Source organism: Celeribacter sp., assembly GCF_048259695.1.
Taxonomy (GTDB): Bacteria; Pseudomonadota; Alphaproteobacteria; order Rhodobacterales; family Rhodobacteraceae; genus Celeribacter.
The window spans coordinates 145,589-169,051 of sequence record NZ_JBLXHL010000004.1 but is presented as its reverse complement, the minus strand read 5'-3'; the positions used below and the strand labels follow the sequence as shown (position 1 = coordinate 169,051).

Sequence of the window (23,463 nt, the reverse complement as noted above, 5' to 3'; positions counted from 1 at the left end):
ATGGCAGATGGCATTTTCGCAGACACCTGTTCCGGCCAAGGCCGGACGTGCCTTCGGGCGCACGACCGATGGCTCTGCGTCAGTGGAAGCGATTCTTGTCACGCCGCTGCTGCTGACTGCACTGATGCTGTCCTATGGGTTTTTTAGCGCCTTTGACGCCAAAATGCGGGCGACCAAAGCCGCCTATACTCTGGCCGATTACGTGACGCGCCAAACCACGGCCGTGACGCCGGAGTTTGTCGCGGGCATGGCCGAAATGTCCAAGTTCCTCAATAACCAAGGCGATATTTCGCTGCGGGTGTCCGCCGTACGATGGTCCACAGCGACCAATGACGAGGGCGCATATGAACTGGTCTGGTCCTCCGGAACCGGCGCCCTCGCGGCCCTCGACAGCCTGAGCACGATCGAGGCCCGTTTGCCGCTTTTGTCGGAGGGCAGCGAAGTGGTGGTGGTCGAATCCATTCGGCCTTGGTCCGCCCCGTTCGGGATGGGGCTCGATGATGTGCAATTCACCGACATTGTCACAACCCAACCACGCTTTTCCACCCAGGTGATGTTTGATGACGGCACCGACACTGGCTCCGGTGGTTCGGGACCGGTCGTGGGCGATGTCGAGGGGGATGGCGGCTCTATCGGGCACGGCGGGTAACTCACGCCCCCGCCACCCCCCATCCGGTCCACACCCCACCATCCCTCCTGTTCTTGCGCCGCGCACAGTCAGACCGACTAGCGCGGCGTTTTGGTCTGTGCGCCCCCTACGACCACGATCAGGATCAGGACCAGGATCAGGATCAGGACCAGGACCAGGACCAGGACCAGGACCAGGACCAGGACCAGGATCGAACCGCGTATCTCACTGACTTAAAACAGAAAAGTTTTGCGCAAAATCATTCACACATTTGCCCTAATTATTAACAGTCGGTCACAAACTTACCGCATTCACGCTCAACAAAGGCCCGAAAGACAAACAATATTTAACAGATAATTAACTTTGGGATTCCGCCATAAAGCGGCCCTGACAAAAGAGGATGGTGCAATGCTTGGTAAGTGTCAGAAGGTGCTTAAACACAGCATGAATGCGTTTCGTCGCACCGACGAAGGATCCATGTCCGTAGAGGCCGTTTTGGTCACACCACTGCTATTGACCGCCTTGATGCTCTCCTACGGGTGGTTCACGGCATTCGAGGCAAAGGCCCGCGCCAACAAGGCCGCCTATACAATTTCCGATTACGTGACCCGCCAAACCGATGCGATCACACCCGAATTTATTGCCGGTCTCGGCGATATCTATAAATTCCTCAACAACGAAGGCGATATTTCGCTGCGCGTATCATCGGTCCGGTGGTCCACGGCCAATGACGAAGACGGCGCCTACGAATTGCTCTGGTCCGCGGCGGCGGGGGGCTACACGGCCATGGATGATAGCGACATCACGGGCATCACCGACCGCTTGCCGATTCTCACCGATGGCGGCGAGGTCATCGTCGTCGAAACCGAACGTCCGTGGTCAGCCCCGTTCGAAATCGGACTCGACGATATTACCTTTGCCGATTTTGTGACCACAACCCCGCGGTTTTCCTCCCAGATCACCTACGATGACGGGACCAACGCCAATGGCGGGAACGACACCGAAGACCAAGAGGTCGAGGAAGAATGGGATGGCAGCTACAGCTCCAGCAGCGGACGCCACAGCCGTTAATCACATCTCGCCCCACAAAAAAGACCGCGCCTCGCAGCGCGGTCTTTTGTCTTTGATCGGGGCCGCATCACAGCGCATTACACAGCGCGAAAAACCTGTCCTGACAGCTTACGCAATCGGTGTGGCCGACAGCAGGCGCGAGGCCAGAATATCCGCCATCGCCTTTGTCTCGCCTGCGGGGGTCACACCGCCCACACCGATCCGCCGCCCAAACCGCCACCACAGACCCGGCGCCCATGCGCGGGGTGCCTTGGATTTCAACACGACCACGAACCCGTTGGAGGGTTTGAACGCAAAGGCACCGCGCTCGACCTTTTCAATCTCGTCGATACGGCACAACACGCGGCCTTCGAATTCTTCGAGCGCGTCTTGTGTCAACACCAGATGGGTCGACGTCGCGCTCCATGCCTTCATCGCGGAATAGAGCGCGGCAACACCAAAGGCGAACAGGACCAGTTGCCAAAAGAACGGCATCGTGCCGGTCGACAGCGCCACATAGACAAGCAACGCGCCCAAAAACAGCATCATAACCGCCGCGAACACACGGCGGATCGGCGATGGATGAAGAATAAAAGTCTCTCGCACGGCAAGGCTCCAAATCTAACGTTTGTCATTGATTGACATCCCCCCTACCGCGCCACAGGCCAAAGAGAAAGCCGCAAACGTCGGGGGGCGCCCCCGCGAGGCCGCCCGCGCCGGCCCCGGATCCCTCCCGGCCCCCTCCCGGACCGATCCCCCCATACCGCGCCACACCGCCACATCACACCACTGTGCGCATTTCGCCCCGAACAGGGCGCAGGCGCATTGCTCCCGCCTGTGTGCAAGTCTATGATCCGCGCAACCACTTCGGACAGCCCCGTTAGACAGGCCCGCTTTAGACAGGCACCCGCCACCCCTCGACCCTGCTTGAACACCGTTTAGGACTGCACATGCCGCGCCGCGCCCGCCACCTGATTGCCCTGACCCTTGCCTGCGCCGGCCTGATCGCCTGTGCGGATCGTCCTGACCTGTCGGGGCGGATCGCCCCCCTGCCCGCGGGGACACCGTGGCCCACGCTGTTGTCGACCGATCAGGTCACCGCAGCCGTGGACACAAGCGGCGCCACGCCCACCGCCACCACCGACGCACTGGCCGCGCGAGCCGCAGCGCTGCGCGCGCGGGCCGCCCGTCTCGCCACGCAACCCGTTTTGTCCCCCACCGAACGCGACCGCCTCGACACCGCCGTCAACTAACCGCACACCGCAGCTCCCACGCCCGTTGCACAGCACGGCGAATAGAGCTAACAGAGCGGGCAATTCATCGTCATCGCCCGGAGATCCCAATGGCCCATTCCCGATCCACCAAAGCCCCCCTGCGTCTCGGTATTGCGGGCCTTGGCACCGTTGGCACGGGCGTGATCAAAATTATCCAGAGCAAAGCCGACCTGTTGTCCGCCCGCACAGGGCGCCCCGTGGTTGTCTCGGCCGTTTCCGCACGCTCGCGGGCCAAAGACCGCGGCGTCGATTTGTCGGGCTACGCATGGGAAGATGATCCTGTCGCCCTCGCCCTGCGCGACGACGTCGATGTCTTTGTCGAACTGATGGGCGGCGCAGACGGCCCCGCCAAAGCCGCCACCGAGGCCGCCCTGTCGATGGGCAAAGACGTCGTGACCGCCAACAAGGCGATGCTTGCCCTGCACGGCAACGCCCTCGCCGCACAGGCAGAAAAAAACGGTGCGGTGCTGCGCTTCGAGGCGGCTGTTGCCGGTGGCATCCCCGTGGTCAAGGCCCTCACCGAGGGCCTCGCGGGCAACACCGTCACCCGCATCATCGGCGTGATGAACGGCACCTGTAACTACATCCTGACCCGCATGGAGAACGAAGGCCTGTCCTATGACGAGGTGTTCGCCGCCGCCAATGCGCTCGGCTATCTCGAGGCCGATCCGACCCTTGACGTGGGCGGCATTGATGCGGGCCACAAACTGGCGCTGCTCGCCGCCATCGGCTTTGGCACCCGCGTCAACTTTGGCGATATGGTCCTTGAGGGCATTGAACGCATCACCATCGACGACATCCGCCAGGCCGCCGATATGGGATACAAGATCAAGCTGCTCGGCGTGGCCCAGATGACGGGGCGCGGTCTGGAACAGCGCATGACACCCTGCCTTGTCCCCGATACCTCGCCGCTTGGCCAACTCGACGGGGCCACCAATATGGTGGTGCTCGAGGGCGACGAAGTGGGCCAGATCGTGCTGCGCGGCGCCGGTGCCGGCATGGGGCCAACCGCCTCCGCCGTGATGTCCGACGTGCTTGATATCGCCCGTGGCATCCGGCTGACCACCTTTGGCGTGCCGGTTGACATGCTCGACGCGGCCAAACCCGCCGTCGCCGCCACCCCCGCCTCGTTCTATCTGCGCCTGTCGTGCATCGACAAACCCGGCGTTCTGGCAAAGGTCACAACCGCCTTGGGCGATGCGGGCGTGTCCATCGAGCGGATGCACCAGTACGGCCAACACGAAAACCCCGATGTGGCCCCCGTCCTGATTGTCACCGACCCCACCTCGCGCAGCTCGCTCGAAGTGGCAATGGCCGCAATGCAAAGCGCAAACGTGCTGTCCGAACCGCCCGTCGCGATCCGCATCGAAGCCGTCTAGCCCCACGTCAGGACACCCCATGGCCCTCACCGATTCCGTTGATATCTACTGTGAACGGATCGGAACGGCGTTCTGGGCCGAACCGTTCAACGCCCTGTCCAATGCCGCGTTTGTGTTGGCAGCACTTTGGGCGCTCGTGACCCTGTCACAGCGCATCAAATCAGGCGGCGCGCCCGCAGCCCCTATTGACCGCGCGTTGATTGCCCTCGCCGCGCTGATCGGTGTGGGATCGTTCCTGTTTCACACCTTTGCCAACCGGTGGTCCGAATGGGCCGACACCCTGCCGATCTGGTCCTTTGTGGGCCTGTATGTCTTTGCCGCCATCACCGACGCCCCCCGAACCACCCCGCGCAAGCGCGCGATCACAGGCGGCATCGTCACGCTTGTCGTGGGCTACATCGTGGCCATGACCGCCACCGGCGAGGCCGCCGAGACCAACGCCGTTGATCCGCTCAATGGCTCGGGACAATATGCCCCCGCCCTGATCGCGCTGTTGATCGTGACCGCCATCGCCACGCGCCGCCGCAGCCCCGCCGCACGGTGGTTCGCTTTGGCCACGTCCGCCTTCCTGATCTCGCTGTTCTTTCGCACCTTTGACATGGCGTGGTGCGAGACATGGCCCGTTGGCACGCATTTCATGTGGCATCTCCTGAATGGCCTGATGGTCGGCTTTCTGCTTCAGGCCCGCATCCGGTCGCCACGGCTCACCGCCGCCTGACCGGCCCTGCCCCACACCCTCCCCGGCCCACACCCTCCCCGCGCCCCAATACGCCCACTCCGCGCCCGCCATGCGCCCGCGCAAATCCGAATTGTCTTCTTTAGCCAATGCGTTAGCGCAAACAAATGGCGTGTTAGCGCACACATGCCCGTGCCTGTCTTGCCGCCGCGACAATCTTCTGCGCAATAAGGGTCCAGCCCCTTTAACGCTTTCGCAATCACAGGACATACCCCTATGGCCCCTTCCAAAAATCTCTTCTACGATCGCATGCTGTCGCTCGGTCTTGCCCGTGTTGCCGAACAGGCCGCCATCGCATCGGCTGACTTTGTGGGACACGGCGACGAGAAAGCCGCCGATCAGGCCGCCGTGAACGCCATGCGCGACCAACTCAACCAACTCGACATCCACGGCACCGTGGTCATCGGCGAGGGCGAACGCGACGAGGCCCCGATGCTCTACATCGGCGAAGAGGTCGGCACCGGCAACGGTCCCGCCGTGGACATCGCCCTTGACCCGCTCGAAGGCACGACCCTGACCGCCAAAGACATGCCCAACGCGCTGACCGTGATCGCCATGGCCCCGCGCGGCACCTTGCTGCACGCGCCCGATGTGTACATGGACAAACTCGCCATCGGTCCGGGCTATGACGCGGATGTCGTTTCGCTCGATATGACCCCGACCGAACGCGTCCTCGCTCTGGCCAAGGCCAAGGGTGTCGCCCCCAACAAGATCACGCTGTGCGTCCTCGAGCGCCCCCGCCACGAGGCAATGATTGACGAACTGCGCGCCACAGGGGCCGCTATTCGCCTGATTACCGACGGCGACGTCGCGGGCGTCATCCACTGCGCCGAACCCAACGCGGGCATCGACATGTATATGGGATCGGGCGGCGCCCCAGAGGGCGTTCTCGCCGCCTCCGCGCTCAAATGTATGGGCGGGCAAATGTGGGGCCGCCTGATGTTCCGCAATGATGACGAACGTGGCCGCGCCGCCAAGGCGGGCATCACCGACCTCGACCGCATCTATGCCCGCGACGATATGGTCACCTCCGACGTGATCTTTGCCGCCACGGGCGTCACCGATGGCTCCGTTGTCCCCGGGATCAAACGCGAACCGGGCTACCTGACCACGGAAACCATCCTGATGCGCTCCAAAACCGGCTCCGTGCGCCGCATGACCTACCGCAACCCCGTCAAATAATCGGGGGCGCGGAGTAATCGGGGGCGCGAAGGCATGGCCCCGCGCATCCGCTCTGGACATCAACCACCCCTCGCGGGCACAAGGCTTGCGAGGGGATTTTTATGCACGCACTCGTTCTCATCGACATTCAAACCGGATTTGACCACCCCGCTTGGGGGCCGCGCAACAATCCGCAGGCCGAAGAGACCGCAGGGCGGCTTTTGGCCCATGCCCGTGCGCAAAACTGGCCCGTGTTCCACATCCGCCACGTCTCGACCACGCCGCACTCGCCGCTGACGGGCGCGGGGCTCGACTTCAAACCCGAGGTCACACCGCTGCCGACCGAGACCATCATCAACAAATCCGTCAACTCCGCCTTTATCGGCACCGACCTTGAGGCGCGGCTGCGGGCGGGGGCGATCACCGATCTGGTGATCTGCGGGCTGACCACGCCGCATTGCGTCTCCACCACCACCCGCATGGCCGCAAACCTTGGCTTTGGCGTCACCGTGGCCCATGACGCCTGCGCCGCCTTTGCCACCAATGCCGATGCCACATGGTCCGCCCTGCCCGCCCCCGATGCCGACACCATTCACGCCCACGCGCTGCACCATCTGCACGGCGAGTTTGCATCTGTGCGCGCAACGCGCGATATCTTGTCCCATGACTGACCCCATGACCGATTTTCTCAATGTCTCCGCCTCGCTTACCGCCCGCCGTTGGGTCGGTCCCTCGCCCGAACACCACCGTCTGGCCGAGGCGATGGCACAGCAAACCGGCCTGCCCCTGCCGCTGTGTCACACCCTGACGCGGCGCGGTGTCGCCCCGGAGGCGGCGACGGCGTTTCTGACCCCGACCCTCAAAGACCTGCTGCCCGATCCCGCCACGCTTCTGGATATGGACAAGGCCTCGACACGGTTTATTGCCGCCACCAAAAAGGGCGAACGCATCGCCGTTTTCGCCGATTACGATGTCGATGGCGGCACCTCGGCGGCGCTGCTTGTGACGTGGCTGCGCGATATGGGCCGCAGCTGTACACTCTATATCCCCGACCGCATCGACGAGGGCTATGGCCCCAACGAGGCCGCGATGGCCGCCCTTGCCCGCGATCACGACCTGATCGTCTGCGTCGATTGTGGCACCCTGTCGCACGGCCCCATCGCGGCGGCCAAAGGTGCGGATGTGATCGTTCTGGACCACCACCTCGGCGGGGAAACCCTGCCTGATTGCGTGGCGGTGGTGAACCCGAACCGCCAGGACGAAAGTGGCGATCTGGCCCATCTGTGCGCCGCCGCGGTCGTGTTCCTGATGCTCGTCGATGTGACCCGTAAACTGCGTGAGGCGGGCGAGAAAAGCCCGAACCTGATGCGGGCGCTCGACCTTGTGGCCCTCGCCACCGTGGCCGATGTCGCGCCGCTCATCGGCGTCAACCGTGCGCTTGTGCGCCAAGGGCTGCGGGTGATGGCCGACCGCGACCGGATCGGCCTGCGTGCCCTTGCCGATGTCGCACGGATGGACACCGCCCCCACATCACATGCGCTCGGGTTCATGCTTGGCCCGCGCATCAACGCCGGCGGGCGCATCGGGGCCGCCGACCTCGGCGCACGGTTGCTGTCCACCAACGACGAACACGAAGCCCAAGCGATTGCCGAGCGCCTTGACGCGCTCAACTCCGAACGCCGCGAAATCGAAAACACCGTCCGCGCCGAGGCCATGTTACAAGCCGAAGAGCGCGGCACCGACGCGCCACTGGTGTGGGCCGCAGGCGACGGATGGCACCCGGGCGTTGTGGGCATCGTCGCCTCGCGCCTCAAGGAATCCACCAACCGCCCCGCCATTGTCATCGGCTTTGACGAGGACGGCATCGGCAAGGGCTCGGGGCGCTCGGTCACGGGCGTTGACCTTGGCGCGTCCATTCAAAAACTCGCCGCCGAGGGACTGTTGATCAAGGGCGGCGGCCACAAAATGGCGGCGGGTCTCACGGTCGAGCGCGACAAACTGGAGCCCGCAATGACCCGCCTGTCCGAGCTGCTCGAAAAACAGGGCGCCGGCGCAGGCGGGCCGCGCGATCTCAAACTCGACGCGCTGCTGATGCCCGGTGCCGCAACTGTCGAGCTGATCGAACAGCTCGAGGCGGCGGGGCCCTATGGTGCCTCCGCCTCCGCCCCGCGCTTTGCCTTTCCCGATTGCCAGATCCATTTCGCCCGCCGCGTTGGCGAAAGCCATCTCAAGGTGACGTTCTCGGACGGCCTCGGCCCGCGCCTCGATGCGATTTGCTTTGGCGCCTTCGACGGCCCCCTTGGACCCGCCCTTGAGGGCCACGGCGGCAAGCGGTTCCACCTCGCAGGGCGGTTGGAAATCAACACATGGGGCGGACGGCGCAATGCACAATTGCGTCTCGATGATGCCGCCCCCGCCTAAGCGGATCCGGTCCCCGAGGCCCCCGCGCGCCAAACATTCACTTTTTGTGGTGCGCGGGCAAAATACCACTTGCACAGACAGCCCGCATTTCATAAACACCGCCACACGCAAAGAGTGGCCCGTTCGTCTATCGGTTAGGACGCCAGGTTTTCAACCTGGAAAGAGGGGTTCAATTCCCCTACGGGCTGCCACTTTCCCCCTCCCGCAACGTCAAGACACCACGGCGCCCCGAACGGGTCCGTTTCCGGTTGCCGGTTGTCCCGAATGATACGGGCGCGATGTGGCGTGGCGCAAACCGGCCGCGCCCCCCCCACTGTCAAAGGTCCACTGTCAAAGATGCGCTGTCGAAAAAACACACATTTTTCGTGCATCTGCCTCTTGCACATCACGCCCCGCTCTTCTAAACCCCGTGACACAAAGAGTGGCCCGTTCGTCTATCGGTTAGGACGCCAGGTTTTCAACCTGGAAAGAGGGGTTCAACTCCCCTACGGGCTGCCACTTTGTTTCCCCCTCCTTCGACCATCTTGCGCTGTGCGACTGCGGTGCGCCCTTCGGGTCAGCTGTCTTTCCATTTTATGGAACAGCCCATCGACGGGATTTGATCACGGGGGCCTTGGCCCGTTTGCGCCACATCACGCATCGCGTCGAACAGGTCGCGTTTAAGATCATCGGGACCCGCCACCTTGCGCGAGGCATCCAGACGCCCGCGATATTGCAAACCGCCCTGCGCATCAAAGCCAAAGAAATCAGGCGTGCACACCGCGCCATAGGCCCGCGCCACCGATTGATCGGCGTCATGCAAATAGGGAAACGGCAACGCCCACTGCGCGGCCATAACGACCATATTGTCAAAACTGTCATCGGGATAGGCCACCGCGTCATTGGCGCAAATGGCCACCACCCCGACACCGAGATCCTGAAGCGCACGAGCGTCGCGCACGATCCGGTCAATGACCGAAAGCACATAGGGGCAGTGATTGCAGATGAACATCACAAGCGTGCCGTTCTCCCCCGCCACATCGTCAAATGTGTAGGTTTTTCCGTCCGTTGCACCCAACGAAAACGCAGGGGCGCGCCAACCGAAATCACACACGGGGGGGATTGCTGCCATTATTCAAACTCCATCTCGGTATAGACCACGCCCGCATTTTTCGTCGCCAGTTCTTCGAAGGTGTCGAGATTGGCATAGGGGCTTTGGTCCACATAATACGCATCATCAAGCGATCCGCCATCCTCGATATGCGCCCCGATTTTGTCGCGCAGATACGCGAGGTAGCCATAGGTGCCGGCCCGCACGACATCCATCGTGGTCGGATGCCCGTGACCGGGGATCACATAGGTGGCGCCGAGCGGCTCGAACCGGGTTTCCCACGTCTCCATCCAACAGCTCGTGCAGGTGTCCGAAAAAATCGGCGGCATCCGTTCGTGAAAGGCAATGTCACCGGCGATCACGACACCCTCCTGCGCGATCCACACCGAAATATCCCCCGGGCTGTGCGCCGGCCCGAGATGCAAGGCCTCGATGTGCAAATCGCCCATATCGATGACATAGCTGTCCTCAAAGGTGATCGTGGGCAGGGCCGCCTCGGTGTCCTCACCGTTTTCACGGGCATAGCGCTTCATCCCCTCGACGGCTTGAAAGGCGCTGTCCTCGAACTCATGCGCGGCGTCGACATGGGCCAGGACGTCAATCCCCTGATCGGTCCAGTATTTGTTGCCAAGCATCGCGTGGCCTTGGCCGTTTTCATTGATCACCAGTTTAACGGGTTGATCTGTGACCGCCTTTATCTCGTCATGCAAAGCCCGTGACAGGGCAACATTCGCACCGGAATTGACGACAATCACCCCGTCCCCCGTCACGATAAAACTCAGATTGTTGTTGTGGCCCGCGTTTTCATAGGTCGGCGGTGCGGTCGCCCCGATGGCCGAATAGACATGTGCGCTCACCTGCACAGGTTTGTTGTAAAGCACGGAGTGCGGGTATTTATCGGCGATGCCCTCGGTGGCGCTTGCGGCGGGCGCAAGACTGGCGGTCACAGGAATACAAAGCGCTAAAACATTGACAAACAAACGTGGCATACGGATTTCCTCCCTTAGGTCGGGACAAATATAGACGCATTCGAATGTATCTCGTCAACCTGTTTCCCCGCGCCCCCTCACGGGGAGGCGCGCGAACAGACGGGACCGGAACAGGAGAGGAGAGGAGAGGACCGGAACAGACGCGACAGGGCAAGGCGGGCAGGACCGGCCCATCAATAACCCTTAAGCGTCACTGGCCCGCATCATCATCGGCGCACTGTCTGTGTGGATGGTCGGGTCGAACACGATCGCCGTCGCCCGCCCCGCATGTTTGGAGGCATAAAGCGCCAGATCGGCGTCATGGATCATCCGTTCGGCATCCGGCGCAAGATATAAATCACTGGTGGTGATACCGACAGAGCCGGAAATCGAACAGGTGATCCCTTGGTGCTCGATCGGCTCCTCAAGACGGGCAATGATGCGGTAGGCCGTGCGCAACAAACGGGCGTGATCCACCATCTGGCTAAACACCAGAATGAACTCATCGCCGCCCACCCGCGCCACCAGATCGTCGTCACGGGTTTCCTCGCGCAAAATCTCGGCCACACGGGTCAACACCGCATCGCCCGCCGCGTGGCCGTGGGTGTCATTGACGGTTTTGAAATAGTCCAGATCAAGATGCATCAGGGCAAACGGCGCCCGCCCCCGCAGCAAGCGCGCCAACACATGATCCATCGCGCGACGGTTCTTGAGGCCCGTCAACACATCCGTGAGGGCTTGCTCTTCGGCCTGTGATTTGGCCCCCTGAAGGCGTGCGTTCAGCTGTTTGATCTCTTCGAGGATCGCGGATTTGGCCTCCACCAGATAAAGCATCTCGATCACCATATCCGTATGGGCGAAATCCGCATCGCTCAACCCATACGCGCCGACCGCCTCGACCACCGACATTCCGAACGACAGGTTAAGCAGGTACATGTCCTCTTCGGGGACTTTCAGAGCCATTCCTTTCAGGGCGGTGGCCGGACCCGATTTGAACGACAGGTACAGTTTGGTGTTGAGCGGCACCACCTCGCTCATCTCGCCACGCCCGTTGTCGCGGATCGAAAACAGATCACTGACCTTTTGCCCGATCAGGACCGTGTTGGGGCGCAGTTTTTTGAGCGTCGGCCCCGCATGAACAATGATCCCCGCGGAATTAAAGGCCAGATTCATCGGCATAAAGACATCCGCGGCCTGTAATCGCTGTATGACCTGCGTATCAATAATCTCGTGTTTCATGTCACGAAACCCTCGGGGGCCACCAGATCGAAACTGCGCCCTTGTGCGAATGCAGCCTCCAGAAGATGGACGTGAATCACCTCTTCGCCCGCGTCTTTCCATCCTTGGTGCTCCAGAAACACCAAGGCCCCGTAATCATCCGCCATCGCCCGTAAAACACCGACCATCACATATCCGAACCCGGGGACGTCATGCGAGCAGGTCATCAGATAGACCGCCTCCCCGTCCAGCTCGACCGTCAGTTCAGGCATCTCCAGATCCGGCAACGCCATCCGCGCGCGCCCCTGTAACTCATTGAGTGAAAATAGAAACTCCGTGAAATCTCCGCCCCCGAACCGCAACAGGCGACGAATAGGTTCGACATTGGGGTGCGACACCAGATAGGTCCCCAAATCCTCGAGAATACTTTCAACAGGCTTTCTGAAATAACGGGCGGTGGCACTCAACACATCCAGGGTGACGCTATCGGGATAGCCCAACATCGCCTCGAAGTTCTCAAAACCCAAATCAGCGGCATCCGCGATCTCGGCCCATGTTTGAACGCCGTATGTATCGCGCAAAAAGCACTGCAACGCGCGATTGATCATCCCGTGCATATGGAGCTACCCTTCTCCTACCATTGGGATGCTTTTACGCCCCCAATCTTAAGAAAATGCCAATACCGCCCCTTCGCACAGGGTGAACATTGCGTCCTATTGTTCAAATTTTTCCAAAAGTGTCACCGACTTAGGTGAAATTGCCCCGCCGCATCACAGGGCGCTCTGGCGCGACAGCCAGTCGGGAAGCTCCGCGACCGTCGCCAGAACCACATCCGCAAACGGGGCCAGATCGGCCTCGGCGGCCACGCCCGTTAGCACCGCCACGGTCCGCATCCCCGCGCGGCGCCCCGCCGACAGGTCATGCAAACTGTCGCCCACCATCACCGTCGCCCGCGGATCCGCGCCAAGCGCACGCGCCGCCGCCAAACAGCCCTCGGGCGCGGGTTTGCCGCCATGCCCGCTGTCATATCCGATGATAACACCGAACACCGCGCTCAACCCCAAGGTCTCGATCTGGCCGCGCGTCTCGCCCTCGAAATCATTGGTCACCACCCCTTGCGCAATCCCCGCACGGGTCAGGGCCGCATGCATCGCCTCAAGCCCCGCAACAGGGGCAAGCGTATAGGCGCCCGTCTCCGGCGTAATCCGCGCCAAAATCTCCGATGATGTCAATGCAGGCATATAGGGGCGCAGCAACACCACCAATTCATCCGGCGTCCCCGCGATGACGGGGCTGTCGGGATGAAACTGCTCTGTGGCCAGATCAAACCCCAACGTCTGTGCGATCCGGTCGGCCCCATGGTCCGTCTGCACCGCAAGATCGCGAATGGCACGCGCCGCCCACGGCCCCCATGTCTTTTGGAAATCAATCAACGTGCCATCCTTGTCGAACAACACCGCCTTGATCGGCAGATACCTCTGTGCGGTCTGTGTCATCTGTGTCTGTCCTCACGTCCAATTGATCTGTTCGGCCCCCGGCAGCGCCTGACGCGCCTGCATGACCAGGGTCGGCTCACACGCCGTCTCGACGGCCCACCGGTTAACCCACTCATCATTCATCATTAAGAAATCAAGCACCGCAGCCAAGACCTCCGTCTCGCCCGCCCGCGCCCGCAATTCGGCGCCATCCATGCCCGTAGAGCCTAAAAACGTTGGCAAAAGATCCTCATCGCCCACAAGCCAGGCAAGGACATTCAGCGCCAGTGCCTCAGCGGAATTTTGCTTCATAGTTGGTAACTCCTGTTAAAACGGAAACCTTTTGTTAACCAATTTAAGGCCATTTTGTTTCACAACTCGGGACGCGCGCTTGCCAGGCGCGATTAGTAGCGTACCCGCAGCGTAGATAAAGAGGAAATATACGAGCAGATGCCAGGTCGCATACTCATAGCCGATAGCGTTCCCACCAGCCGCATTACCATGAAGGTTATGCTGAACGCAGCCTGTTACGACGTATTCATGGCCAGCTCCGCCGAAGACGTCCTCATCACCGCCGCCACAAAACGTCCCGATCTGATCATTGTCGATACCGATCTGGGCGACATTGGTGCCACGGGGGTCTGTAACCATCTCAAATCCGACAGTACCCTCAAACACATTCCCATCGCGGTCGTGGGGCCCGATGACAACGAACACCGCCTTGCCGCCTTGCGTGCAGGGGCCGAAGTGTATTTCGCCAAACCCATTGATTGCACGGAGTTGCGGACGCGGGTGCGCGCCCTGTTGCGGGTGGCCGCCACCGCCGACGAACTGACCCGCCGCGAACAAACCGCCCGCGAAATGGGGTTTGGCACGACGCAAGCGCCGTTCGAACCGCAGTCGCGTGTGATGCTCGCCGCCAACAAAGCCGACGACGCCGTGAAATTGCGCGGGGCGTTGCGCGGGTTGATCCACGCCGATATCGAGGTGGTGCGCCGTGAGATGCTGTTGCACACCATGCGCACAACCCCCGGGGCCGATGTCATTGTCATTTCAAGCGATTTTGAAGGCTCGAACGAGGAAATGCGGCTCTTGTCCGACATTCGCGCCCGTTCGGAAACCCGCCACGCCGCCATCGTCGTGATGCATCCCGCAGACAAGAAATCCGAGGCGCTTGTGGCGCTCGATCTCGGCGCGAACGACATCATGGCGCAGGGGCGCGACCCCGAAGAACTGGCGTTGCGACTGCGCTCGCTCATCCACCGCAAACGCGAGGCGGACTGCCTGCGCGACACCATCGACCGTGGCATCAAGATGGCGTCCATCGACCCGCTGACAGGTCTGTACAACCGCCGCTATGCGCTACCGCATCTGGAACGTTTGGCGGCTGACGCGATCAGAACCAACACGCCGTTTGCGGTGATGATTGTCGACATCGACAAGTTCAAATCCGTCAATGACACCTTTGGCCATATGACTGGCGATACCGTTCTGGTCGAGGTGGCGCGGCGCCTGCGTGACAAATTGCGCCCGCAGGACCTTGTGGCGCGGATCGGCGGCGAGGAGTTTCTCATCGCCCTGCCCGCCTCCACACTCGAAAGCGCCCGTGTCGCCGCCGAACGCATCCGCCGCGAGGTGTGCGCCACCCCTGCGGCGACATCGGACAAGGGCCAACCCGTCACCGTGTCGATTTCCATCGGTCTGGCCATGTGTACCGACATGCCCCATTGCGGCGCGTCCGTATCCTCGTTGATCGACATCGCGGATATGGCGCTCTACACATCGAAAACCGGCGGGCGCAATCAGGTCACTCTGGGCCAGACCGCCGCCTGACACCGTGTTGAAAAAAGGAAAAGCGCCACAACAGTGTGGCGCTTTTGGTCTGTAACCGTCACGGCCCGCGGCCTTGCACCGCCCGAAGGCGCGCTCTTACCGCTTTGGCCCGTCCTCGCGTCCGTCGTTATGTCTCTCCTCATGTGACCCGCCTTTCGGTCCGTCCTCATGTGGCCCGTCTTTGGGGCCGCGTTTGAGCATCGTGTCGAGGCGCGCAGCATAGGCAGCACGCTCCCCCGGGGACATATCGGCCACTTTTTGAGCCAAAAGACGCGCCCCGATTTCCTGACGGGCGGCCAGATCCGCCTGTTGCCCGACGATCAATGCCTCAAAGGTGTCGGGCTCGAACGGATCAGCCCGCAAGGCCGCCATCACGGCGTTGAAATGCGCCTCGATCCGGCCACGCGCCTCGTCGCGGTCGCCCGCTTTTTCCTTGAACGCGCGGCCAAGATCACGCCGCACATCGCCCTCGAAGGCCCCGACATAGGGGCCGAAGCCGAAATCGCGGGTCTGCATGGACCGCGCCCGATCATCGCCGGGACGCTCGCCCTTGTCGTGGCGCAACACCGCCCCCGCCACCATGCCGACAACAGCGAGGTTGAGCGCCAAGGACACGGCCAGAACCACACGGCTCCAGTGGAACGTGCCTTTTTTGCGCGGCATCTGATTGAGATCGCTCATGTTTTATCCTTCCGTCCCGAGATCGTAAAAGCTCGGCACAAGATCGTCAAAGGCGTAGGAACTGACCTCCGCCACCGTGTCGGTCAGCGCAACGCTCGAGCTGCCCAACGCGAAATCCGTCACCATTGTCGGCGCGCCAAGGCCGATCACCAAACCTGTCACCCCTGCGGTCGCCACACCTGTGAGGCCGCGCCACCCGCCAAGGGCCGCCATCGCCGCACGCATCAACGGATGCTGTGTCTTGGCGGGAGACGGGCGCAGGGGCGCCATCGCGGCAATCTGTGCATCGGCATCGGCCATAATCCGTGCCATGAGGTCGGACGACGCGGCAGGGGCGCGGTCCCGCGCCAATTCGCGCGCTTGCGCAAACATTGCGTCCAACGCCGCATCCGTCTGTGGATCAAGCGGCGCGTCGAGCGGGGATGACCCCCAACGGTCTATATCACGTTTCGTCATTTTCGAACCCCAACCTTTCCTTTTCGCCCGCCAGCCGTTTGGCCAACAAACGCTTGCCCCGTGAAATCAGGCTTTCCACCGCTTCCACGCTGACATCCAACACGCCCGCAATATCGGGGTTTGACAGCCCCTCGATGTGGCGCAGCACCACCGCCTGCCTTTGGCGTTCGGGCAACTCACCCAAGGCCGTTTCAAGCGCACTCACCCGCGCCTGAGCCATCAACCGGGCCTCCTGGCTTGGCTTGCCATCTTCGGGCTCGGCAATTTCATCAAGCCCCTTGCCGCGCTTTTTGCGCAAACGGTCGGTGCATAGATTGGTCACCACGCGGTAGAGCCACGTCGTCACCTTGGCCTCGCCCTGACGCCACTCGGGCGCCACCTTCCACAGCCGCAACATCGCCTCTTGGGCGACATCCTCGGCCTCGGCATGATCACGCAGCAACCGTGTCGCGTAGCCCAGAACCACAGGCGTCAGCCGCATGGTTAATGCCTGTGCAGAGAGGCGGTCGCCGTTCCCGAAGGCAACGAGCAACGCCTCGTCAGAGACATCGGTGAGTGCGTCAAAAGGCATGTTCATCACCCGCCATGCGTATCCCAAGTCCAGTGTGGCGTCTATTGGCGAGAGCACATTTGTGCGCTCCCGCCGGAGATTCACAGGTTAGCGGTTGTTACGGCCGCCGTCCTTGTCGCCACGTCCACCGTGATCGCCACAGTTGCCGCGATCACCACGCTCACCGCGGTCGCCACGCTCACCGCGGTCGCCACGATCCCCCATGCGCGCCTTAGCTGCATCGAATTCGGCCTGGCTCACCGCGCCATCCCCATCCGTGTCCAGACGGTCCAACATGGAGGTCTGTGGACGGGTGGTCAGTTCCTCAAGGCTCAATACGCCGTCGCCATCGGTGTCGCGGGCAGCAATCATTTTATCGGTGTTCGCCGCCATCTGTGCGGCACGCTGTGCCTCACGATGGGCAACCAGTTCCCCGGCGCTGACGGTGCCATTGCCATCGGTGTCGATTGCGTCAAACTGCGCCTGTTTTTGCGCGTCCAGTTCGGCTTGCGTCACAACGCCATCACCATCGGCGTCGAGCGTTGCGAAATCAACAGATGCGCCCATTTGGCCCATCTGACCCATTTGGCCCATACGGCCCATGCCGTCAGATTTGCCATGGCCGCCCTGTCCGCCCATACCGGCAGCCGAGGCGAGGCCTGCGGTGCCAAGAACAGCAACAAGAGCGATTGCGGAGATGAGTGTATTACGTTTCATATCTGGTCTTCCTTTATGATCTTACCCTCGCACGGCCGTTTCACCCCTCGTGATCTCCGTGCGTTCTAATCATAAAACGGGCGCGGCCCCGCTTTCCGTCGCTCCACGCCAAAGTTTTTCGGACTGCCTCCGCCCCCACGCGCCCCCCGCCCCACAGGCCACGCGACAACGGGACGCGGAGACAGTTTGCACACCTCTCCTTTACAAGGCATAGCTTACACTGCCGTCCGAACGCACAGCCCACGATGCGACAGACACACCAAAAACGGCCAAGACTGACGACAAAGGCGATCTGCACATGACTGACCAATCCTATTCCGGCTCTGCCACGCAAATCGGGGACGGGACCCGCGAATTGCGCCCCGCCATGCTGCGCGGATGGCGGCGCCGCTGCCCGTCATGTGGCGGTGGCCCCATGCTCAAGGGCTATCTCAAAGTCCGCGATGAATGCCCTGTGTGCGGCGAAGACCTGCACCATCACCGCGCCGATGACGGTCCCGCCTATCTCACGATCCTGATCGTCGGTCACCTGATGGCCCCGATCCTCGGATGGTTTTTCATCGAATTCCGCCCCGACCCGCTCACCGTCATCGCGATTTTTGCCACGGGAACGGTGCTGTTGTCGCTCTACCTGCTGCCGCGCCTCAAAGGCGCCATTGTCGGGCTGCAATGGGCCAAACGGATGCACGGGTTCGCAGACAACGCCTAAAGCCGCCCGAGCCCACCGCTCAAAATGGCTTGGTGGCCAAAGTGGCGGACACAACTTGCAGCAAGGGGTGCCCCTGATCGCGAGCAGCGCCAAGTGCCGTGGACAACGTTTTCGGCTGTGCATGGGTTTGGGCCGCGGTAAGCGGAGGGGTTTGTGCAATTTGCGCGCAGGAAGGTTTGGAGAGGGTCTGTTTTGTGTTTGTGCAAAGCAAAGACCAATGCCATCGTGAGAGAGACCATTACGCAGGACCCGCAAATGCTCATCAAAGTTGGCGACGATCGCACCTCAAACATTGACCTGGTTCTCGCAGGCCTCCTGTCTTCGATAGCAGGAGCGCTAAACGCCGTCGGGTTCCTCATTGCGGGATCATTTACCGCAAATATGACGGGCAATATTTCCGCCTTCGCCGACAACCTCGCCCATGGTGCTGTCGTTGTGTCGCTGTCGTTTATGGGGCTTGTCGCCGCTTTTGTCTGCGGCGCAAGCCTCGCGGCCCTTGTCATACAGGCCGGAGAAAAAAGAAACCTTCGGTCGATCTACGCCCTCGCGATTGCCGCCGAAGCCTTCATACTCCTGCTGTTGGGCATAGTGCTCATTGTGTCATTCGCACACACATACGAGCCATTAATGGTCATCGTCCTCAGCCTCGTTATGGGGCTTCAAAATGCAGTGACCACGATGATCTCACGGGCGCGGGTACGAACAACCCATGTTTCGGGAATGGCAACTGATTTAGGTATCGAGTTGGCGGCTCTGGTTGGCGATGCAACGTCGCGGCCAGACGCCAAGGCAAAGCTCAAGCTACACAGCTTGACCCTCGCGAGCTTTGCGATCGGGGGCGTTTGCGGAGCGCTATTGTTTCAACTGGTCGGGAGTTGGCTGTTTGTGATCGTCGCGATCCTTTTATTGCTCATCGCCGTCCCCGAAGCGATCCGCGCGCATCGTTAATGCGCTCATCCGCGATCTCCCTAAAACGACCGCTTTGAAACCCCTCGCCAAACCGCACATTGGGCAAAGTCCGCATACCCAACCTTCAAGCCATACCCCCATACTCATCCCCCCGCATCAAAAAGACCGCCCTTACACAGCGCGGCCTTTTGTATTTGGCGGATGGATGAACGCGTCAACGGCGCGCACCGCGATGTCGGGTTGGGGGGCGAGATGATAATTTTCGGTAAAACAGCTAACTTCGGCTTTTCGGTAATGCAGAAAGGAAAGGGATTTGCGCGGCTACTTGACAGAGCCAATCGCCGCACGGATGTTTCGGTATTAATGGAGATACAAAATGTTCAAAGTTCTAGCTTTTCTCGCTGCCATTCCTTGCACTGGATACGCGGACACCGTAACGGGCAATGATTTACACAGTGCGTGCACTGCGAATGGCGAAATTAAAGATCTTCAGTTTGGCTATTGCATTGGATACATCGGAGGCGCTTTCGAGGGCATAAAATTTGGTGCGGGTGCTGTTATGTTTCAGGCAATGCCAGAAAGTAGCACTACCGAGGTAGACCAAGCATCGAACGCCATGTTGGGTTTTTGCATTCCCGAAAACGTCGAGCGCGGCCAAATTGTTGATGTGACCATGAAATACTTAGAAGAGAATCCACAGTCGAGGCACGAGTCTGCAAGAGGTTTGTTGTTCCAAGCATTGCAAAGCGCTTTTCCTTGCTAGTTCAGTTGCTCATTGAATGAATTGAGAAACCGCTATCGTAACTTGTTGTTCATATTTTCAGACAGTGAATCTGATTATCTTTAAGCACGATCGGGCCAAGTCATATCAGAAAGCAGACCTTTAGAAGAGCAGTGTGAAAGCCCGCCCCATCTGCATAGTCGACCTTCAAGCCATCCCCCCAAAAAGCCCCCCCATCCAAAAAGACCGCCCGAACAAAGGCGGCCTTTTCGTGTTTGCTGATCACATAGCCCCGTTCAGGCAGTCTTGCCGCTCAAGCGTTCTTGCCGCGGCGCGTTTCGGGGTGCAGCGCGGTGCCGAGGATGTGATCGGATTTATGCACCACATGGGCGGCATGACCGACGATGAGCGGGTCGGGGCGCCCGACGATCTCGTGGTCCTTATCCGGATAATCCACCGTCGACAGGAAGTGGCGCATACAGTTGATCCGTGCGCGTTTCTTGTCGTTGGATTTGATAATGGTCCACGGCGCATCCGCCGTGTCGGTGTAAAAGAACATCGCCTCTTTGGCCTCGGTGTAATCGTCCCATAGCCCGAGCGACGCCTTGTCGATGGGCGACAGTTTCCACTGTTTGAGCGGATCGTTCTCGCGCGATTTGAACCGGCGCTGCTGTTCGTCCTGCGTCACCGAAAACCAGTATTTGTACAGGCGGATACCCGCACGCGTCAGCATCTGTTCCAGATCGGGGGTCTGGCGCATAAACTCGAGGTACTCGGTGGGCGAACAGAACCCCATCACCCGCTCGACGCCCGCACGATTGTACCACGAGCGGTCATAGAGCACGATCTCGCCATCCGTCGGCAGGTGTTCGATATAGCGTTGGAAAAACCACTGCCCGCGCTCGGCATCGGTGGGTTTGTTGAGTGCCACGACACGGGCGGCACGCGGGTTTAGGTGCTCGGTGAACCGCTTGATCGTGCCGCCCTTGCCGGCGGCATCACGGCCCTCGAACAGCAAAACGAACTTTTCACCCGTCTCCTGCGCCCAGAGCTGCGCCTTGAGCAATTCGGCCTGAAGCGCCAGTTTTTGCGCCTCGTAGTCCTTGCGCGACAATTTGGTGTCATAGGGGTATTCCCCCGTCTCGAACGCCCGCGCGGCATCACGTCCGCCCACCTTGGGAAAGGCGGTCGGACCCGTGGGCGCACCGGCCCCCTCAACGGGTGCGGACGCCTGCACGGCCCCCTGCCCGGATGTGGATTTGACGGCGGTGTCGGCTTTTGTCTGTGCGACCATGCGAGTGTCTCCTAAGCATCGTGAGGGTTGCCCCCTGATACCCCGATTGCGTCAAACGCGCCTTGATCTGGGCCAAGGTTTCGCACAGGCCGCCCCACAATACCTTGCGCCCGCCCCGCGTGGATGGTCTACTCCTGCGCCAAAGCCCCACAATGACGACACCCAAGAATCGAGCAAAATCCACATGTCCGACGATCTCCTCACAGGCCAGTCCACCGCGACCCGATCCTCCTCCGACTACGATGCCTCATCCATCGAAGTCCTCGAAGGTCTGGAACCCGTGCGCAAACGCCCCGGCATGTATATCGGCGGCACCGATGAACGCGCCCTGCACCACCTTGTGGCCGAGATTCTCGACAACTCCATGGACGAGGCCGTCGCAGGCCACGCCAACCGCATCGAAATCACCCTGCATGCCGATTACGCCGTCACCATCACCGACAACGGCCGCGGCATCCCGATCGACCCGCACCCCAAGTTTCCCGACAAATCCGCCCTCGAAGTCATCCTTTGCACCCTGCACGCGGGCGGCAAGTTTTCGGGCGATGCCTACGCCACATCGGGGGGCCTGCACGGGGTTGGCTCCTCGGTCGTCAACGCCCTCTCCGACAGCCTCGTCGTGCAAGTCGCCAAGAACAAGGAACTGTTCGAACAACGCTTCTCGCGCGGGATCCCCCTTGGCCCCGTGACCAAAATCGGCGCCGCCCCCAACAAACGCGGCACCTTTGTCACCTTCCACGCCGATGAGGAAATCTTCGGCAAACACCGCTTCAAACCCAAACGCCTGTTCCAACTCGCCCGCTCCAAAGCCTACCTGTTCTCGGGCGTCGAGCTGCGGTGGAAATCGGAAATCGACGACGGTGAAACCCCGATGGAGGCGACCTTCCACTTCCCCGGCGGTCTGGCCGACTACCTCACCGAAACGCTCGGGAAATCCTCCACCTACGCGGACAAACCCTTTGCCGGCACCGTCGAATTCGGCGCCCGCTTCGGCGTGCCCGGAAAGGTCGAATGGGCCATCAACTGGACCCCCGCCCGCGACGGCTTCATCCAGTCCTACTGTAACACCGTCCCCACACCCGAGGGCGGCACCCACGAAAGCGGCTTCTGGGCCGCCGTGCTCAAAGGCGTCAAGGCCTACGGCGAACTGGTCGGCAACCGCAAAGCCAAAGACATCACCCGCGATGACCTGCTCACCGGCGGTTGCGCCCTTGTGTCCTGTTTCATCCGCGACCCCGAATTTGTCGGCCAGACCAAAGACCGCCTTGCCACCACCGAGGCCGCCCGCCTCGTCGAGAACTCCGTGCGCGACCACTTCGACAACTGGCTCGCCGCCGACACCAAATCCGCGGGCGCCATCCTCGACTTTCTGGTCCTGCGCGCCGAGGAACGCCTGCGCCGGCGTCAGGAGAAAGAAACCCAACGCAAAACCGCCACCAAAAAGCTGCGCCTGCCCGGCAAACTCACCGATTGCACCGCCAAGAACCGCGAGAACACCGAGTTGTTCATCGTTGAGGGCGACAGTGCGGGCGGCTCCGCCAAAGGCGCGCGCAAACGCGAGACGCAGGCGCTTCTCCCGCTCAAGGGCAAAATCCTCAACGTGCTTGGGGCCGCCTCGGGCAAACTCAACTCGAATCAGGAAATCTCGGACCTGTGCGAAGCCCTCGGCGTTGGCATGGGCACGCGGTTTAACGTCGAGGACCTGCGCTACGACAAGATCATCATCATGACCGATGCGGACGTCGATGGCGCCCATATCGCCGCCCTCCTGATGACGTTTTTCTACACCCAGATGCGCCCGCTGATTGACCACGGCCACCTCTATCTGGCCTGCCCGCCGCTCTACCGCCTCACCCAGGGCGCAAAACGCCTGTATGTGACCGACGACGCGGAAAAAGACCTCTGGATGGAAAAGGGTCTGGGCGGCAAAGGCAAGATTGACGTGCAGCGGTTCAAAGGGCTTGGCGAAATGGACGCCAAGGACCTCAAAGAGACCACCATGGACCCCAAAACCCGCAAACTCATCCGCGTCACCATCGACGAAGATTTCCCCGGAGAAACCGCCGATCTGGTCGAGCGTCTGATGGGGAAAAAGCCGGAGTTAAGGTATCAGTACATTCAAGCGAATGCGCAGTTTGTTGAGGAGTTGGATGTGTGAGTGACGCGAACGGGAGTTCGCATGGAGGGGGGGTA

The 23,463-nt window shown here is 61.1% G+C and carries 25 protein-coding genes and 2 tRNA genes; 15 read left to right on the top strand and 12 right to left on the bottom strand.

Features of this window, described 5'->3' with window-relative positions:
- Positions 1 to 7: 7 nt before the first annotated feature.
- Both ACN0Q0_RS08915 and ACN0Q0_RS08910 read left to right on the top strand, forming a co-directional pair.
- Entirely contained in the window at positions 8 to 649 is a 642-nt protein-coding gene (locus tag ACN0Q0_RS08915) for a TadE/TadG family type IV pilus assembly protein (protein WP_417243038.1), read from the top strand.
- 387 nt (positions 650 to 1,036) lie between these two features.
- Entirely contained in the window at positions 1,037 to 1,699 is a 663-nt protein-coding gene (locus ACN0Q0_RS08910) for a TadE/TadG family type IV pilus assembly protein (protein WP_417243037.1), read from the top strand.
- A 108-nt stretch (positions 1,700 to 1,807) separates the two neighbouring features.
- On the opposite strand, the gene ACN0Q0_RS08905 is transcribed toward ACN0Q0_RS08910, so the two are convergent.
- Positions 1,808 to 2,284, bottom strand: coding sequence for a hypothetical protein (locus ACN0Q0_RS08905; protein WP_417243036.1), 477 nt, complete (start codon positions 2,282 to 2,284; stop codon positions 1,808 to 1,810).
- A gap of 344 nt (positions 2,285 to 2,628) precedes the next feature.
- On the opposite strand from ACN0Q0_RS08905, the gene ACN0Q0_RS08900 reads away from it, so the two are divergent.
- The 8 genes from ACN0Q0_RS08900 (at position 2,629) to ACN0Q0_RS08865 (ending at position 9,147) form a co-directional block, all read left to right on the top strand.
- Positions 2,629 to 2,931, top strand: a complete 303-nt coding sequence (locus ACN0Q0_RS08900; RefSeq protein ID WP_417243035.1) for a hypothetical protein — start codon at positions 2,629 to 2,631, stop codon at positions 2,929 to 2,931.
- Positions 2,932 to 3,020: 89 nt separating this feature from the next.
- Positions 3,021 to 4,331, top strand: a complete 1,311-nt coding sequence (locus ACN0Q0_RS08895; RefSeq protein WP_417243034.1) for a homoserine dehydrogenase — start codon at positions 3,021 to 3,023, stop codon at positions 4,329 to 4,331.
- A gap of 19 nt (positions 4,332 to 4,350) precedes the next feature.
- Positions 4,351 to 5,049 (top strand): ceramidase domain-containing protein, encoded by a 699-nt coding sequence (locus ACN0Q0_RS08890; RefSeq protein ID WP_417243033.1) that lies wholly within the window; start codon positions 4,351 to 4,353, stop codon positions 5,047 to 5,049.
- Positions 5,050 to 5,283: 234 nt separating this feature from the next.
- Positions 5,284 to 6,249, top strand: coding sequence for a class II fructose-bisphosphatase (gene glpX / locus ACN0Q0_RS08885; RefSeq protein WP_417243032.1), 966 nt, complete (start codon positions 5,284 to 5,286; stop codon positions 6,247 to 6,249).
- Between the two features lie 101 nt (positions 6,250 to 6,350).
- Positions 6,351 to 6,899 (top strand): cysteine hydrolase family protein, encoded by a 549-nt coding sequence (locus ACN0Q0_RS08880; protein WP_417243031.1) that lies wholly within the window; start codon positions 6,351 to 6,353, stop codon positions 6,897 to 6,899.
- Positions 6,900 to 6,903: 4 nt separating this feature from the next.
- A complete protein-coding gene (gene recJ / locus ACN0Q0_RS08875; RefSeq protein ID WP_417243030.1) occupies positions 6,904 to 8,649 on the top strand; it encodes a single-stranded-DNA-specific exonuclease RecJ in 1,746 nt (581 codons plus the stop codon).
- A gap of 116 nt (positions 8,650 to 8,765) precedes the next feature.
- Positions 8,766 to 8,840: transfer RNA gene (locus ACN0Q0_RS08870), tRNA-Glu, on the top strand.
- 232 nt (positions 8,841 to 9,072) lie between these two features.
- Positions 9,073 to 9,147: transfer RNA gene (locus tag ACN0Q0_RS08865), tRNA-Glu, on the top strand.
- 58 nt (positions 9,148 to 9,205) lie between these two features.
- Here ACN0Q0_RS08865 and ACN0Q0_RS08860 read toward each other — a convergent pair.
- From ACN0Q0_RS08860 to ACN0Q0_RS08835, 6 genes are all read right to left on the bottom strand, one after another.
- Positions 9,206 to 9,760, bottom strand: coding sequence for a thioredoxin family protein (locus ACN0Q0_RS08860; protein ID WP_417243029.1), 555 nt, complete (start codon positions 9,758 to 9,760; stop codon positions 9,206 to 9,208).
- A complete protein-coding gene (locus tag ACN0Q0_RS08855; RefSeq protein ID WP_417243028.1) occupies positions 9,760 to 10,728 on the bottom strand; it encodes an MBL fold metallo-hydrolase in 969 nt (322 codons plus the stop codon). Before ACN0Q0_RS08855 ends, ACN0Q0_RS08860 begins: the two co-directional genes overlap by 1 nt.
- A 183-nt stretch (positions 10,729 to 10,911) precedes the next feature.
- Complete coding sequence (locus ACN0Q0_RS08850; protein ID WP_417243027.1) at positions 10,912 to 11,946, bottom strand: diguanylate cyclase domain-containing protein; 1,035 nt, start codon at positions 11,944 to 11,946, stop codon at positions 10,912 to 10,914.
- Entirely contained in the window at positions 11,943 to 12,542 is a 600-nt protein-coding gene (locus ACN0Q0_RS08845) for a heme NO-binding domain-containing protein (RefSeq protein ID WP_417243026.1), read from the bottom strand. Before ACN0Q0_RS08845 ends, ACN0Q0_RS08850 begins: the two co-directional genes overlap by 4 nt.
- Before the next feature lie 153 nt (positions 12,543 to 12,695).
- On the bottom strand, positions 12,696 to 13,421 hold the full coding sequence (locus tag ACN0Q0_RS08840) for an HAD family hydrolase (RefSeq protein WP_417243025.1): 726 nt from the start codon (positions 13,419 to 13,421) through the stop codon (positions 12,696 to 12,698).
- A 12-nt stretch (positions 13,422 to 13,433) separates the two neighbouring features.
- Positions 13,434 to 13,712 (bottom strand): DUF3572 domain-containing protein, encoded by a 279-nt coding sequence (locus ACN0Q0_RS08835; protein ID WP_417243024.1) that lies wholly within the window; start codon positions 13,710 to 13,712, stop codon positions 13,434 to 13,436.
- A 138-nt stretch (positions 13,713 to 13,850) separates the two neighbouring features.
- Between ACN0Q0_RS08835 and ACN0Q0_RS08830 the strand changes: the two genes are divergently transcribed.
- Positions 13,851 to 15,233 carry a diguanylate cyclase domain-containing protein gene (locus ACN0Q0_RS08830; protein WP_417243023.1) on the top strand — a complete coding sequence of 461 codons (1,383 nt, stop codon included), beginning with the start codon at positions 13,851 to 13,853 and terminating at the stop codon, positions 15,231 to 15,233.
- A gap of 96 nt (positions 15,234 to 15,329) precedes the next feature.
- On the opposite strand, the gene ACN0Q0_RS08825 is transcribed toward ACN0Q0_RS08830, so the two are convergent.
- The 4 genes from ACN0Q0_RS08825 to ACN0Q0_RS08810 form a co-directional block, all read right to left on the bottom strand.
- Positions 15,330 to 15,914 (bottom strand): periplasmic heavy metal sensor, encoded by a 585-nt coding sequence (locus ACN0Q0_RS08825; protein ID WP_417243022.1) that lies wholly within the window; start codon positions 15,912 to 15,914, stop codon positions 15,330 to 15,332.
- A 3-nt stretch (positions 15,915 to 15,917) separates the two neighbouring features.
- On the bottom strand, positions 15,918 to 16,370 hold the full coding sequence (locus ACN0Q0_RS08820; RefSeq protein WP_417243021.1) for a hypothetical protein: 453 nt from the start codon (positions 16,368 to 16,370) through the stop codon (positions 15,918 to 15,920).
- Entirely contained in the window at positions 16,357 to 16,947 is a 591-nt protein-coding gene (locus tag ACN0Q0_RS08815; RefSeq protein ID WP_417243020.1) for an RNA polymerase sigma factor, read from the bottom strand. The genes ACN0Q0_RS08820 and ACN0Q0_RS08815 overlap by 14 nt, the downstream gene beginning before the upstream one ends.
- 81 nt (positions 16,948 to 17,028) lie before the next feature.
- Positions 17,029 to 17,637, bottom strand: coding sequence for an EF-hand domain-containing protein (locus ACN0Q0_RS08810; protein ID WP_417243019.1), 609 nt, complete (start codon positions 17,635 to 17,637; stop codon positions 17,029 to 17,031).
- A gap of 298 nt (positions 17,638 to 17,935) precedes the next feature.
- Between ACN0Q0_RS08810 and ACN0Q0_RS08805 the strand changes: the two genes are divergently transcribed.
- The 3 genes from ACN0Q0_RS08805 (at position 17,936) to ACN0Q0_RS08795 (ending at position 20,018) form a co-directional block, all read left to right on the top strand.
- Positions 17,936 to 18,346 carry a DUF983 domain-containing protein gene (locus tag ACN0Q0_RS08805; protein WP_417243018.1) on the top strand — a complete coding sequence of 137 codons (411 nt, stop codon included), beginning with the start codon at positions 17,936 to 17,938 and terminating at the stop codon, positions 18,344 to 18,346.
- A gap of 153 nt (positions 18,347 to 18,499) precedes the next feature.
- Complete coding sequence (locus tag ACN0Q0_RS08800) at positions 18,500 to 19,294, top strand: YoaK family protein (RefSeq protein ID WP_417243017.1); 795 nt, start codon at positions 18,500 to 18,502, stop codon at positions 19,292 to 19,294.
- A 337-nt stretch (positions 19,295 to 19,631) separates the two neighbouring features.
- Entirely contained in the window at positions 19,632 to 20,018 is a 387-nt protein-coding gene (locus ACN0Q0_RS08795; RefSeq protein ID WP_417243016.1) for a Rap1a/Tai family immunity protein, read from the top strand.
- 271 nt (positions 20,019 to 20,289) lie between these two features.
- Here the strand turns inward: ACN0Q0_RS08795 and ppk2 are convergent, their stop codons facing one another.
- Complete coding sequence (gene ppk2 / locus ACN0Q0_RS08790) at positions 20,290 to 21,270, bottom strand: polyphosphate kinase 2 (RefSeq protein ID WP_417243015.1); 981 nt, start codon at positions 21,268 to 21,270, stop codon at positions 20,290 to 20,292.
- Positions 21,271 to 21,454: 184 nt separating this feature from the next.
- On the opposite strand from ppk2, the gene parE reads away from it, so the two are divergent.
- Complete coding sequence (gene parE / locus ACN0Q0_RS08785) at positions 21,455 to 23,428, top strand: DNA topoisomerase IV subunit B (RefSeq protein ID WP_417243014.1); 1,974 nt, start codon at positions 21,455 to 21,457, stop codon at positions 23,426 to 23,428.
- Positions 23,429 to 23,463: the final 35 nt, after the last annotated feature.